2 protein-coding genes are annotated in these 16,395 nt (G+C 36.7%); both read left to right on the top strand.

Translation table 11 applies throughout. From position 1 onward, the window contains the following. Positions 1 to 302: 302 nt before the first annotated feature. On the top strand, positions 303 to 9,683 hold the full coding sequence (locus tag C8C84_RS06920; RefSeq protein ID WP_121312836.1) for a PKD-like domain-containing protein: 9,381 nt from the start codon (positions 303 to 305) through the stop codon (positions 9,681 to 9,683). A 182-nt stretch (positions 9,684 to 9,865) separates the two neighbouring features. Further along, the gene (locus C8C84_RS06915) at positions 9,866 to 16,357 is read left to right on the top strand and encodes an MG2 domain-containing protein (RefSeq protein ID WP_121312835.1); all 6,492 of its coding nucleotides are present in this window, start codon (positions 9,866 to 9,868) and stop codon (positions 16,355 to 16,357) included. Positions 16,358 to 16,395 lie beyond the last annotated feature (38 nt).

The raw sequence follows: 16,395 nt of genomic DNA, 5'->3' as shown, positions 1-16,395 counted from the left end.
AAAATGCTAAAAAAATAAATATTACTGATAGTTTAAACCAAAGAACTAAGAATGCAACCAATTGAATTTGCGAGAATTAAACACTTACAAACAATCGTTGACTTACCTTTTTAATGGGATAAAAAAAACACCGCATGCATTTCAACGAGAATTATGGCTAAACAACCTAAATATGAAACTCCTTACAGGTTTATTCCTAATTTTGCTCCAACAACACAACACTTTTAAGATATACCTATAAAAATAGTACATTTTTACAAAGTGCCTTATAACAAAGTATAACCGAAACAAAAAGTTACGTTATGGAAAAAAAATACTCTCAAACCGAAAAATTACAATCCACTATTTTGAGCTTACTCAACTTGAGAATGTTGTTGGTGTTTTTTAGATTAACTACAAAATCATTTTATCATACTTGGGCATTACCTTTGCTTTTTTTGTTTGTTTTTTTAGCTCCATCTAATTCAATTGGACAATCCCAAACAAGATTTGCTGGAGCTGGAGCTAATTCTGGTGGAGCAGGCACTGGATGGACTAATCCGGGACGTATAGTTTCCGATAACAATTCTTCCGCTACGGTCAACACTACTTCTGAACAATTGTTGAGTAGCAATCATGGCTTTACAATCCCTGCCGGATCAGTCATTAACGGTATAGAACTTCAAGTTGAACGTAATACAAGTAATACAAGCGGTGGAAGATTTGCAAATGACAATACTGTACGATTAATTAGAGGCGGAACTGTTCTAGGTGATAATAAAGCTGTTGCAACAAATTATGGAACTTCTTTTGCAGTCATTACATATGGTTCCCCAACTGATTTATGGGGAACAACTTGGACTGTAGCACAAATTAACGCAAATAACTTTGGCGCTGCTTTTTCGGTTAATATTGGTGGCGGAACACAGACTGTCGCTGTTGATTTCATGAGAATTATAGTGTACTATACACTTCCTCCAACAATAACCAATTTCACCCCAACATCAACTTGCGCCGGAGAAGAAGTAGTAATTACCGGAACCAATTTTACAGGAGCTACTGAGGTTAATTTTAACGGGGTTGCAGCAACCTCATTTACAGTTGATAGTGACACTCAAATTACAGCCATTGTCCCGTCCGGAATTACAACCGGAAAAATTACGGTTACGACACCCGGAGGAACAGCCACAAGTGCTGGTGACTTTACACCTGTCGCATTAAATACCGCAGGCACAGCATCTTCAACACCAACTATATGTATCAATACCGCATTAGTGGCTATTACTCATACCACTACAGGCGCAACAGGCATACAAGATAATGGAGTATCGGGAGCAAGCGGTTTGCCGGCAGGAGTTTCGGCCTCTTGGACCTCAAATACCATTACCATTACCGGAACACCTACTGAATCAGGAACTTTTAACTACACTATTCCATTAACCGGTGGTTGCGGAACCGAAAATGCTACCGGAACCATTACGGTAAATGCTAACGTGGTATCACCAACTGCCATAACTATTTCAGCGGGAACAGAACCTACTTGTCAGTTAACCAATGGGACAACGACTACAACTTACGCAACAACTGCCACAAACAATACCGGTTTTAATTGGAGTTTAAGTAATGGTGCCGCAGGAACCATTAGTGCTACTACTGGTGTAATGACTTGGGCAAATGGTTTTTCGGGAACCGTAGATATCCAAGTAACCGCGAATGGCTGTAACGGCCCAACATCACAGGTTATCCGAACTGTAACAATAACACCACCAGTTGGAACTCCTACTACAATAACCGTTTCAGCAGGAACTGAGCCTACATGTCAGCTAACCGATGGAACAACGACCACAACTTACACTACTACAGCTACAAACAATACCGGTTTTAACTGGAGTTTGAGTAATGGTGCTGCAGGAAGTATTAATGCTACGACAGGTGTGATGACATGGGCAAATGGTTTTTCGGGAACGGTAGATATTCGTGTAACCGCCAATGGATGTAACGGTCCATCGGTACAAGTAGCTCGTACTGTAAGTGTAACTTCCAATAATACTGTGGGAGTAGCTTCTTCAACACCAACCTTGTGTATCAATACGACTTTAATTGATATAACACATACTACAACTTACACAACCGGAATTGAGACACCAACAAATTTACCGGCAGGTCTAACAGCATCTTGGGCATCAAATACTATTACCATTAGTGGAATTCCAACTGTCTCAGGAACTTTTAATTATGACATTCCTTTAGTTGATGGCTGCGGCAGTGCATCAGCTACCGGAACAATTGTAGTTGAAAATCCAGTAGATTCTGCGGGAACAATATCCGGCACAGCTACTGTTTGTCAAGGGCAAAATGGCGTGGCGTATTCTGTACCGGTTATTGCCAATGCAACTGGTTACACTTGGACATTACCCTCCGGAGCTACAATCGCAACAGGAGCGAATACAAATTCGATTACTGTTAACTACGGTGCTGCTGCTATTTCAGGAGACATTACAGTTTATGGCACCAACAGTTGTGGTAATGGAATCGTTTCAACTTATCCTATTACTGTTGATGCATTACCGGTAACCGCAGGAACAATTATCGGAACAGCAGCCGTTTGTCAAGGACAAACTGGTGTAGCTTTTTCTGTTCCTGTTATAGCCAATGCCACAGATTACGCTTGGACTTTACCAGCCGGAGCAACTATAGCAACCGGAGCAAATACAGAATCAATTACTGTTGATTTTTCAGCCTCAGCTGTCTCAGGTAATATTACCGTATACGGAACAAATGCCTGTGGAAATGGGATTATTTCTGCAAACTATGCCGTAACAGTTAACACATTATCTATTGCGCCTATTAGTATCAGCGGAACAACTACAATTTGTGAAGGAAATTCAACTACACTTACTGTCAACGGAGGAACTGTTGGCACTGGAGGAATCATTGAATGGTTTACAGATTCTTGTGGTGGTACTTCTGCCGGAATAGGAAATAGCATAACTGTATCTCCTATTTTATCCACTACTTATTATGTGAGATATAATAGCACTTGCAACACAACGCTTTGTACTTCTGAAACTATTACAGTAAATCCATTACCTGTAGCTGCCGGAACAATTACCGGAACAGCCTCTGTTTGTCAAGGACAAAATGGTGTAACTTATTCGGTACCCGCTATTGCTAATGCTACAGATTATATTTGGTCATTACCTTCCGGAGCTACAATAGCAACTGGTGCAAATACAAATTCGATTGCAGTAGATTTTTCAGCGACAGCGATTTCTGGAAATATTACTGTGTTGGGCAGAAATGCCTGCGGAGACGGAATCGTATCCATTCTTACCATTACCGTAAATCCATTACCGGTGACTGCGGGAACTATTACCGGAACTGCAATCGTTTGTCAAGGGCAAAACGGTGTATCCTATTCAGTACCAGCTATTATTAATGCTACCAATTATATCTGGACCTTACCTTCCGGTGCTACTATAGCAACCGGTGCTAATACAAACGCAATTACCGTTGATTTCTCTGTTTCAGCGACCTCAGGCAATATTACTGTTCAGGGTACAAATGCATGTGGAAACGGAATCGTTTCTGCAAATTATCCTGTAACTGTTAACACATTGTCCATTGCGCCAACAAGCATCAGTGGAACAACAACCATTTGTGAAGGAGCCTCTACCACACTTACCTTAGTTGGAGGAACATCAGGAACCGGAGCCACAGCAGAATGGTTTACTGCTTCTTGTGGTGGAACCTCAGCAGGAACTGGCAATAGTATTACGGTATCTCCTATTACAACAACTTCTTATTATGTGAGATATAATGGCACTTGTAATACATCGGCTTGTTCTGCTACAACGGTAACCGTTAATCCATTACCTCTTGCTGCGGGAGTAATTACAGGTTCAGCTACGGTTTGTCAAGGACAAAATAGCGTTGTTTATTCAGTCCCAATTATAGCAAATGCAACCAATTATATATGGACTTTACCATTTGGCGCTTCTATAACCGCAGGAACAGGCACTAACGTAATAACTGTTAGTTTTAGTATGGCAGCAAACTCAGGAAACATAACCGTTCAAGGCACTAATGCGTGTGGAACCGGAGCTGTTTCTGCAAACTACGGTATTACCGTAAACATCACACCTTCAATTACAATCAATTACTCCACTACAATTTGTAGCGCTGGAACAGCGACAATTTTACCAACAAATGGTGGAGGAAACATAGTGCCACCAAGTACAACCTATTCATGGGGATTACCAACAGTCACAGGTGGAATTACAGGTGCAACTGCTTTAAGTGGTCAAACTTCTTTTGTTCAAACATTAACAAACCCAACCAACATACAACAAACGGCTTCCTACAATGTAACCGCTTCGACTAATGGCTGTAGTGCCAGTACTTTTTCGGTAGTTGTTTATGTAGATCCTAAACCTACAGTAGGTATATTGACAGGTCTTTCGTCACAGTCTATTTGTTCAGGCGCCAATATTGACCCAATAACATTCAACAATCCAAATACAATTTCGGGAACTATAGACTACAATTGGACCAGAAATACTATAGTCGGTGTTACCGGAATGGCAACTAGCGGAAATGGCGCAACAATTTCCGGAAACTTATCTAATAGTACCAACGCACCACAAACTATTGTGTTCAGTGTTACAGCGACTACGGAAGACAATTGTACTTCCGATCCGTTTACTGTGAGTGTAATAGTAAATCCGGTACCTACTGTAACGATTACTAATGCCACACAAAATATTTGTTCTGAAGGAAGCATTACTACTATTGGTATAAATCCTTTAAATGGTGTTGTCGGCACGACATATAGTTGGACAAGCAACAACCCAAATATAACCGGAATTCCTAATGGAAGCGGATCTTCAATTTCGGGAAGTTTAACCAATTCAACCAATACTGTACAAACTACAACTTTTACTATCAGCGCTACCGCAAATGGTTGCACTATTAACTCATTGGGAACAGCTACAATCACTGTAAAACCAAAACCAATCATAACAGTCGTAAATCCTGCTACTCAAACTTTGTGCGGAGGTGTTGCTATAAATCCAATTACTTATTCTTCAAACGTTGCAGGCACCATTTTTGGTTGGTCAAGAATCTCGTCATTAATTGGTATGCCAACTAGCGGTTCAGGGACTAGTATCAGCGGTACTTTAGAGAACTTTACTAGTAGTGATGTGACTGAAACTTTTACAATTACTGCAACAGTTGATGGATGTAGTTCTAGCACAACTGTACAAGTAATTGTTAAACCTAAACCGCAATTAACGATAACAAATAACCTACAGAGCATTTGTAATAATACAGCAATTAGTAGTATCACTATGAGCAGCTCGAATAGTTTAGCAGGAACGTCCTTTTCTTGGACTAGAAATAATGCTAATATCACGGGAATTGGAACAGTAGGTGGCCCACCTGTTTCTACTAATCCTATTACAGGAACTTTACAGCATTCACAATCTACAACACAAACAACGATATTTAGTATTTCAGTAACTGCAAGTAATGGATGTTCCAACTCGGGTATTGCTACAGTAAATGTTTATGCTCCATTAGTAGCACCGGTTATTGGCACAAATCAAACAGCCTGTCTTGTATCTACTCCAAATGCATTGACTATTACTACGCCTCCATCGGGCGGATCAGGGGTTTATACCTATCAATGGCAAAGTAGCCCTAATAATGTAACCTACACTAACATTGCAGGGCAAACCAACAATTCCTATCAACCGGCCCCCATCCCTTTATTTGGAGCAAATAATACATACTACAGGCTTATAGTAAGCAATCTATGTGGTAGTGTAACTAGTAATTTCGTTGTAATTCAACCGGCAGATAACGGTAGTATTACAACAAATTATAACAATCTACCCGGTATCTTATGTCCTGGCAGCTCTTTTACACCAACGGTCCTTTCTTCTCATTTTTCATTTTCTGCTGTTCGTTATGGATGGACAGCAAATGCTGCTAACATAACTCCGGCCACTGGTGGACCTGTTGGGTCAACAGGAGGATCGTATTTCTTTGGAATCTTTAGAGACTCATCAGCCAGTATTGGTCCATTAACAGCGCAAAACACCAGTGATGTAACGGTAATAAGTCCTGTTGTAATAACACCTTATGTATATGACTATAATGCTACAGGAGCAGTTATATGTACTTTACAATCCTATACTATTAACGTAACTATTCGCCCAACCCCGAGAGCAACTGCAACTGTTCCAAGCTCGACAATTTGCAGCAACAGCAGTGCAGGTATAGAAGTTAGAGGAAATATTCAAGATTCAGGTAATACTACAACTTTTAACTGGACTGTTAATAACAATCCTAATATTACAGGAGATAACACTTCCGGTTCCGGATCAATAGGTGTGGGCGGAAACTATATCATCAATAACACTTTAGTTAATAACTCGGCAACAACTCAAAATGTAATATACACCATTACTCCGGTTTCTAATGGTTGTACAGGAACACCTATATCTGTAACTATTAGCGTAGCACCAGCAGTCACTGCTGGAACTATTGCAGCTAATCAAACTATTTGTAGTGGTTCAAATCCTATAGCTTTTACACAAACAGCACCTACAGGATCAGGAACGTTAACATACGAATGGCAAAGTAGTACAACAGGTTTGGCAGGTTCATATTCGCCAATCCCTTCATCTAATATCGCAATATATGCTCCATCTGGATTAACAACTACAACTTGGTTTATAAGAACGGCGACTTATGTAACCACTGGACCAACACCTCCAGTTACTACAGGAGTTACTTACAACACTAATGGTGCTACTTGTTCACAAAGCACCACACCAATAATTATAACTGTAAACAATATTAATCCAGGTAGCATAGCCGGGAATCAAACTATTTGTTCTAGTGGAATACCAGTCGCCTTTACTAGTGTGGATGCAACAGGCGGTGGCGTAAGAACTTACCAATGGGAAATTAGTACTACCGATTGCAACTCTGATTTTAATGACATCACTATTAATGGAAATAATGCAACTTACACCGTTCCTTCCGGATTGACAGTAACAACTTATTACAGAAGAAAAGTTACTTATTTATTGAATGGAGTTAATTGTTCTGCTTACAGCAACTGTATTACTATAACCATCAACAACGTGACTGGCGGGACAATTGGTTCAGACCAAACCCTCTGTGGAAATAACCCAGCGGCATTTACCGTGATTACACCTTCAACAGGATCAGGAACACTTCGTTATGAATGGCAATCTAGTACAGAAGGATGCTCAAGTGGATGGAATACAATTGGTGGTGCAACAGGTACGACTTATGATGCTCCGGCCGGTTTATTAGTAACCACTTATTATCGAAGAATTACCTATTCATTGTTAAATCTTGTAGAATGTTCTGCAAGCAGTAACTGTATTACTGTAACAATTAATTCGGTTACTCCCGGAACCATTAGCGGGAACAGAACCGTTTGTTATGGTGGAAATCCAACAGCATTTACCGAAACTCCGGGTACAGGAACCGGGCTTCAGTATCAATGGCAAATAAGTACTTCGGGAGGTGCTGGACCTTGGACTAATATTATTGGAGCCACTAATCCAGATTATGATGAACCAGGGCCAATATATCAAAATACCTTTTTCAGAAGAGTCGCAACTGCCACATTAAATGGAAATAATTGTTCTGCAAACTCAAATTTCGTCACCGTTTTTGTTAACGAGGTAACGCCTACTGTAATTGCCGGAAATCAAAATGTTTGTAATACTATTGATAATCCAAGTGCTTTTACTATAGTAACACCGGCAACTGGCACAAGTACATTGACCTATCAATGGCAAAGTAGCACGACTGGTTGTTCTGGTCCATGGAATGATATTTCGGGTGCAGTAACTCAAGCATTTGACTCACCACCAGTAACACAAACTACTTACTTTCAACTAAGAGTAACTTCAACACTCAATGGCGTAAGCTGTACTGCTTTTAGTAATTGTATTGAGGTCACTTCATTTGGAAAATTATGGAATGGTTCTGCGAGTACTGCATGGGAAAATGATTTGAACTGGACACCAAATGGCGTTCCTGACAACACTAATTGTGTCATCATACCAAACGTTACCAATAAACCTGTTATTTCAGGAACTAATTATGAAGCTTTTGCCTACAGTCTTAGCATTTTAGCTAATTCAAGTCTACTCATTAATTCCTCAAACAACATCACAGTTACCGATTTTGTCAATGTAAATCCTACGGCAAACTTTACAATTCAAAACAATGCCAGTTTAGTACAGCATAATGACAGTGCGGTAAATACAGGACACATTTCCTATACGCGTACCACCAGACCAGTGACACGTTGGGCTTATGTATATTGGGGTTCACCGGTAGTTGAAAATGTTTTTAGCCAAATACCAAATCAATTTGATTTAAGATACAGATGGCAGTCTGGTACTTTAGATGGTGCTTGGATGGCTTTATCAAGTGTTTCTCCCGGTCAAGGTTTTATTGCAAGAGTTCGTAACATAGCTCCTTTCAGCACCGGAACCGGAACTATAGATTTTGTATATCAAGGTACTCCAGGAAATGGTGTAGTAACCGTTCCTGTTGATAGTTTTGACTCAAGTTCGACAGGACCTGGCAACACTGTTTTACTCGCAAATCCTTATCCAAGTGCGATTGATGCAGAAAAGTTTTTAACGTATGGTGTATTGCCTACAAACCTTCCTGAAAACAATTCAGAATTGGGCGGAACAATATTCTTTTGGACCTCAGTTACATTATACAGCGGAACCGGTCCTTACAATGTTTTAGATTATGGAAGTTGGAATCTCTCCGGTGGCGTTGGAACAGCTCCCTCAACAGACCCTTCTAATATGAGTCTAAGACCAAACGGAAAAATTGCTGCAGGTCAAGGTTTCTTTGCACAGGCTTATGCTGATGGAAACATTACATTCAACAACAGCATGCGCGTAACGAATGATAACCATCAATTTTTCAGATCATCAAACGCCACAACTTCCTCTGAAAATAGCTCTGAAAACAATAGAATTTGGCTAAACATCTACAGCAATACTACATTCCGTCAAATGATGGTCAATTACAAAGCCGAAGCAACAAATGGTCTTGACACTTATTACGACGGGGTTAGCTTTACAAACAATGAAGTAAATCTGTATTCTATCTTAGGAGATAAAAGTTTAGCGATTCAAGGTAGAGGATTACCATTTGATCAAAATGACGTAGTGCCTTTAGGCTATAAAATTACTAATCCAGGGATGTATTCTATAGCAGTTGATGAATTAGACGGATTGTTTTTAGGCGACCAAACCATTTACTTAAGAGATAATTTATTGGGCATTGACCACAATATCAAACAAAGTCCTTATACCTTTAATGCTGTTGCCGGTACTTTTGAAAATCGATTTGAAATTGTATATGTTACGAATACTCTTGGGGTAAACAATCCGGACAACAGTAACACTCAAGCTTCAATTATCAATAATGTAATCAGAGTCGAGTCAAGCGAATTTATCAAATCTATAAAAATCTATGATATTTCCGGCAAACTGATTAATCGCTATAAATTAGCGAATGTCACCAGACAATTTTCAGATAGTTTTAATTATCCAAATGGTATTTATATCGCCGAAATTACACTCGAAAATGATATGGTAGTTAAAAAGAAATTGATTCATTAGAAAACAAGAAATTGTAATAATAAAAAAACGCTTCAAATAATTGAAGCGTTTTTTTTATGGATAATCAAGATAAAATCTAATTAAAATCTTTCAAAAAATACTACTTTAGAGAATCTTTAAAAGCTTTCCAACCTTTTTTAAATTTTCACACTCTATACAATAGAGAAAAAATACTTTTATTTATGAAGCATATATACACCATCTTTTTATTCTTTATCTATTCATCTGGTTTTGCACAAGATTTTGAGAAAAATTGGGACAAGGTAATTCAACTTGAGAATGAAGGAAAAATAAAATCTGCCAATGCAATAGTAACAAAAATTCAATCTAAAGCTACTAGCACCAAAAATGAAGTACAACTAATAAAAACATTTTTTTATACTTCAAAATACATGTTGACTTTGGAAGAAGATGCACAAAGAAAAGTAATCACCAATCTTCAAAAAAGAATCTCTAAAGCACCTATCGCAACAAAAGCAATACTTAATTTGATTTATGCACGATGCTTAAAATCATACCTAGATGAAAATCAAAATAAAGTCTACAGTCGTACTAAACGAGACACAATTGAAATCAAAGATTTTATCACTTGGAGTTTGAATGATTTTGAAAGTCAAATAGACAGCGCCTACAAGAATACTTTAAAAAAAGTTGAAGTATTAAAAAAAACACCCTTAAATCAATATGAACCCATTTTTGATTACTTCCTAATAGAAAAATTCAACAACGCTACATTATACGATTATTTAATTCAGGCGAATATTGATCATTATATTCAAAAAGCCAACCAATGGGAAATGCCAAATTTCCAACTTTCAAAATACAATATGAATTTATTAGGGACGAATGAAGAATTTAATTCGTTGAAACTGGATAGTATAAAAAGTAGATCTGTCTCAAAAGTTCTCCTCTTATTCCAAAAAGCCCATCTGAAAAACACTCCTTCCGAACTCGAATTAGATCGTCTCTTGTTCTGCAACAAGTATATAATCAGAAAAGACTATGCCCTTTTAAAAAGACTTGACAATTTACAAAAACAATCAAAAGACACCTATTTAACTCAAAAAATCCAACTTGAGAAAGCTATACTATATAAAAATTTAGCCTCAAAAAAAGATTCTAAAAATTATAACGCTAAAGCCATTACTATTCTAGACAGTATTATAGCAATTCAAAACAAATCAAACGCTGTAAAAAATGCAATACATCAAAAAAATTGGATAATCTCGAAAGAACTTGATCTAAACATGCTCCAATATACTTATGAAAAAGAAAAGACCAGAGCTCTAATTCGCTTCAAAAATGTAGATTCAATTCAGATTTCATTTTACAAAGTAAACAGTAAAATTTTCCATATCGATTTTACCAATGATAGTATCGCAGCAAGTTACAAATCAAAGAACAAAAAATATATCGCTCAGAAATACTATTTGCCAAACCAAAAAGATTATTTCAACTACAGCACAGAGGTTCTTCTTCCCGAACTAGAATTGGGCAATTATATTGTTTTAATTGAAGACTTGGGCGAAACGAAATCGAAATTAACTTACAGAAAAATCACAGTAACAAATACAACGTTGTTAAACTACCAAAACGACAATAAATTATATTTCCAAACTATTCATAGAAAAACAGGACATCCAATTGCCAATTGTCAGATAAAAAGCGATGATTTCAATTTAAAAACAAACGATAAGGGAATAGCCTTTTTTCAACTTGACCTTCAAAAGAAAGACTATAAGTTTCAAGATAAAAAAATAGTAGTAATCCATCAAAATGACACTATTCAAGTACTCGGCAACTATATCAGAAACTATTATACAGATTACGAATCTGAAATTGAAGCTAAAGTAAATTTCTATATCGACAGAGCGATTTATCGTCCAGGGCAAACTGTGTATTTCAAAGGCATTGCGACGCAAATGTTGTATAATGAACAAAGAATATTGCCTAACTTTTTAGTAAAAGTTATTGTAGAAGATGCCAATGGAGACGAATTCAAATCATTTGAACTAACCACTAATGAATTTGGATCTTTTGTTGGCGAATTTGTACTGCCAAAAAATGGCTTAACCGGACAATACAGCCTAAGTATTGAAGAACCTGATGATTACGAAAAAGATGCACTTTACAATTCGTTATTGGAAGAGCATCCTATTTGGGACAATGGAGAAATGAATGACTCTTACAACTATTTTAGTGTAGAAGAATACAAACGCCCTAAGTTTGAAACCAAATTTGAACCCGTTACAGAAACCTATACCGTAAAACAAAAAATAAAAGTTGTCGGAATAGCAAAAGCCTTTGCGGGAAGTAAAATATCCGATGCTAAAGTAACTTATACTGTTGAAAGAAAATCGTTCAACAATTGGAAAGATGATTGGTCAAATGATGAAGAAACCCTAGTTTCATCAGAAACAAAAACCGATGCTGATGGTAAATTTAATATTGAATTCGAAGCCATTCCGGCTAAAGATTATACCAAAGAAAACCTGCCTATTTTCAGCTATGTAATCACAGCCGATGTAACTGATAATAACGGAGAAACTCACTCGGCAAATACAATTGTTAAAGTAGGTTATCACACTTTAAATTTAGACGCAATCCTTCCTTACTTTGTGAATTCGAACGAGAAAGAAAGCATCGTAATCAATAGTACTAACCTCAATAATCAATTCGTTCCCGTAGAAGGAGAAATAAAAATATATTATCAGAAAGCATTTCATAATAAATTCAAAAAAAGAGTTTTCAGTCAACCGGAAATAAAATCTATTTCTGATTCAGATTTTGAAAAACTATTTCCTTATGAAAACAACGAGGAAGCAACTGAGAAAAACACCAATGGAATTTTGGTCTACACAAAAAAAACCAACACTGCAAAGGAAAAATCGGTGCCATTAAATTTTATTTCTAATTATAAATCAGGGCATTACAAAGTAGTTTTTTCATCCAATGATAAATTCAATAATCCGATTGAAACCTCAACTGATTTTCTACTCTTCCAAAAAAAAGCTAATAATTTTCCTGAAAACAGTTTGGTAACAATCGAACAACTCAACGAAAATACGATAAAAGATGGCTTTGCCAAGATATTGATTAAAACTGCTTTACCTGAACTAAATCTTTCGGTTAGTGCTCATTTTAAAGACAGTCTCATTTACGAAAATAATATTACGGTGAAAAACCACCAACAAGAAATTAGAATACCGATTGCAAGTTATGTGCGCAAAGGATTTAAATTAACCCTAGAAAACATTTTTGAAAATCAATATTTTAAAACAGATAAAATAATTGTACTTAAAGAAGATGTTCCAAAAATTAGTTTCGAAATCGAAAGCTTCAGAAGTAAATTAGAACCAGGAAAAGAAGAAAATTGGTCTTTCAAGATCAAAGAAAACAATGCTAAAATTGAAGCCGAAGTCTTAGCTTCTATGTATGACGCTTCATTAGATCAATTTAAAACTACTCAATGGAGTAACTTGAAAAATAACGAAAGAATATACCATAATTACTATGGCAAAACGGAACTCAGCAGCGGAATGGAATATTTTCGCTTAAATTATTCAAATCAAAACAATAAAAGATTTGAATACCAAAATGAACGTACACAACTAATGTGGTTCGGTTTTGACATTAACAATACCAATAGTCCAAGTGTTCTTAAGGAATACCAAAAACAAATTACCAAAAAAGCAAAAAAACCAGCCAACTCCAAACTAATAACAGGTATTGTTTCGGATAGAATCGGACCTTTACCGGGAGCGAGCATAGTAGTAAAGGGAACTAACAGAAGTACACAAGCAGACTTCGATGGCTATTACGAAATTGAAGCTGCCTTTGGAGAAGTATTAACTGTTTCTTTTACAGGTTATAATAATAGAATTGTAACCGTAAATACAAACGAAATAAATGTCAAATTGATAGATGGCATGACATTAGATGAAGTTGTAGTAGAGGGATATTTTTCAACCAAAAAAGCACATACTACGGTTGCTCAAACTACTATTAATTCTGAAATTATTGAAAACTATCCAAATACATCATTTATTCAAACATTACAAGGTCAAATAGCCGGTTTAAACATAACTAGCGGGTCAGGTTCGCCGGGAAGCGGAAGTAGTATTGTAATCAGAGGCATTGGTTCCATTACTGCCAATTCAGAACCATTGTATGTAGTGGATGGCGTTCCAATAACAAGAGAAGAATTTTTAAAATTAAATCCGAACGACATTGCAGAGGCTAAAGTATTAAAAGATGCAGCGGCTACAGCTATTTTCGGAAACAGAGGAAGCAATGGTGTAATTATCATTAGTACCAAAAAAACCATAGAAGATTTAACCAAAATAAAAACACGAACCAACAGAAACGAAACCGCTTTCTTCTTTCCACAAATTCGCACCGATAAAGAAGGAAAAATAAGTTTCAAATTCAATGCACCCGAAGAACTGACCGAATGGAAATTTCGCTTATTGGCTCACAATAAAAAAGCACTTTCAGGCTATTTAGAAAAAAGTGTGGTAACCCAAAAAGAATTAATGGTTTTCCCTAATATGCCGCGCTTTTTTAGAGAAAATGACACTATCGTTATTTCGGCAAAAGTGGCTAATTTAACTTCTGAACTCAAAACCGGAATGGCCATCTTGCAACTCTTTGACGCAACAACTATGGAAAACATCGACGCTAAAACGATGAATAGTAATGCCTTTCGCAACTTTACCATTACGCCTTCGGGCAATAGTGTTGTGAGTTGGAAAATAACCATTCCGCAAGGTTTACAAGGATTGCAATACAAAGTAATTGCCAAAGCAGGAAATTATTCCGACGGAGAAGAAAGTGCTTTACCAGTGCTTACCAATAACATTTTGGTGACCGAAACCATTCCGGTTTGGATGAGAGAACACAGCAAAAAAGAATATGTGCTGACCAATTTAAAAAACAACACTTCCACTACACTTCGTCATCATTTGTTTACTTTGGAATACACCAGTAATCCAACTTGGATTGCTATTCAATCCTTACCGTATTTGATGGAATATGAGCATGATTGTGCCGAGCAATTGTTTTCCAAATACTATGCTAATGTATTGGCTTCAGAGATTATCAATAGTAATCCAAAAATTGCCAGCGTTTTTGAACAATGGAAAAAATCAGGGAAACCAATTTCCAAATTGGAACAAAACGAAGAACTCAAATCGTTGCTTTTAGCCGAAACACCTTGGATAAATGATGCGCAAAGCGAAGAAGAAAAGAAAAAGAATATGGCAACGCTATTCGATTTAGAAAAAACAAAATCTAATGAAGAAGCCATTCTCAAAAAATTAAAAGAAAAACAAAAACCTTCCGGCGGCTTTGCTTGGTTTGAAGATGGAAATGAAAACGAATACATTACCAGACATATCGTTAGCGGATTAGGACATCTTCAAAAATTAAAGATTAAAAAAGAAACTATCGATAGTTTCACTGAGATTACAAAAAAGGCCATTGATTATTTAGATAGTAAATACTTGGATAATAATAGTATCTCTAAAGATTATAAAATCTGGAATACGCAATACGCTGATTTGCACTATTTGTACATGAGAACTTTTTATTTGGAAAGTAATCCGATGAATGAAAAAGCAAAAGCCATTGCTACTAAACAATTGGAAGTGGTAAAAACAGATTGGCTGACTTATTCAATTTACAACAAAGGATTGGCTGCAATGATTTTGAATCGATTCGGAGATAAAAATACTGCCAAAAAAATCATCGAAAGCCTCAAAGAAACTTCAGCCACAAATGAAGATTCAGGCATGTATTGGATTGAAAATAAAGCCGGTTGGTATTGGTATCAATCACCAATAGAAACCCAAACACTATTAATAGAAGTATTCACTGAAATAACCGATGACAACAAATCTATCGACGCGATGAAAGTTTGGCTTTTGAAAAACAAACAAACCAAAAGTTGGAATACCACCAAAGCCACAACTGAAGCGATTTATGCCTTGTTATACCAGGGAAGCGATTGGTTATCGGTAAAAGACAATACTAAAATAAAAATTGGCAACAACAAAATCCTAACCTCAAAACTGGCAGAAAACGAAAAAGAAGCCGAAACCGGTTATGTAAAAATGAATTGGAAAGCCGATGAAATCAGTAATGATATGGCAAATATTTCTTTTGAGAATAATTCGAAAGTACCTAATTATGGCGGCATTTATTGGCAATACTTTGAAGATTTAGACCAAATAAAATCGAGTGACAAAGCGGCCATGACAGTAGCAAAAGAACTGTACCTGAAGAAAAATACGAATAACGGTCAACAATTGGAAAAAATCACATCCAAAAACCCTCTGAAAATTGGCGATTTAATAACCGTACGATTGGTAATTGAAACCAAAGAAGACATGGAATTTATTCATTTAAAAGACATGAGAGCTTCTTGCTTTGAACCGGTTGACGTACTTTCGAAATACGAATGGAAAGAAAGAACCAGCTACTATAAAAGCACAAAAGACGCTGCAACACATTTCTTTTTTGATAATCTAAACAAAGGAACTTATGTGATTGAATATGACATTAGAGTAAACAACAAAGGCGATTTTTCTAACGGAATTACATCCATAGAAAGTATGTATGCGCCCGAATTCACTAGTCATACCAAAGGCATCAGAATCAATGTTAGCGAATAAAAAAAAACGTCCCAATTACTCGGGACGTTTTTTAATAT

Origin of the sequence: Flavobacterium sp. 102 (assembly GCF_003634615.1) — a bacterium.
Lineage (GTDB): Bacteria > Bacteroidota > Bacteroidia > Flavobacteriales > Flavobacteriaceae > Flavobacterium.
The sequence above is the reverse complement of the archived record's forward strand: the minus strand, read 5'-3'. Positions and strand labels throughout refer to the sequence as shown.

What these genes read in the sequence shown, in the direction of transcription:
- C8C84_RS06915 (WP_121312835.1), top strand. Translation starts at nt 9,866, where the DNA reads ATGAAGCATATATACACCATCTTTTTATTCTTTATCTATTCATCTGGT.
- C8C84_RS06920 (WP_121312836.1), top strand. Translation starts at nt 303, where the DNA reads ATGGAAAAAAAATACTCTCAAACCGAAAAATTACAATCCACTATTTTG.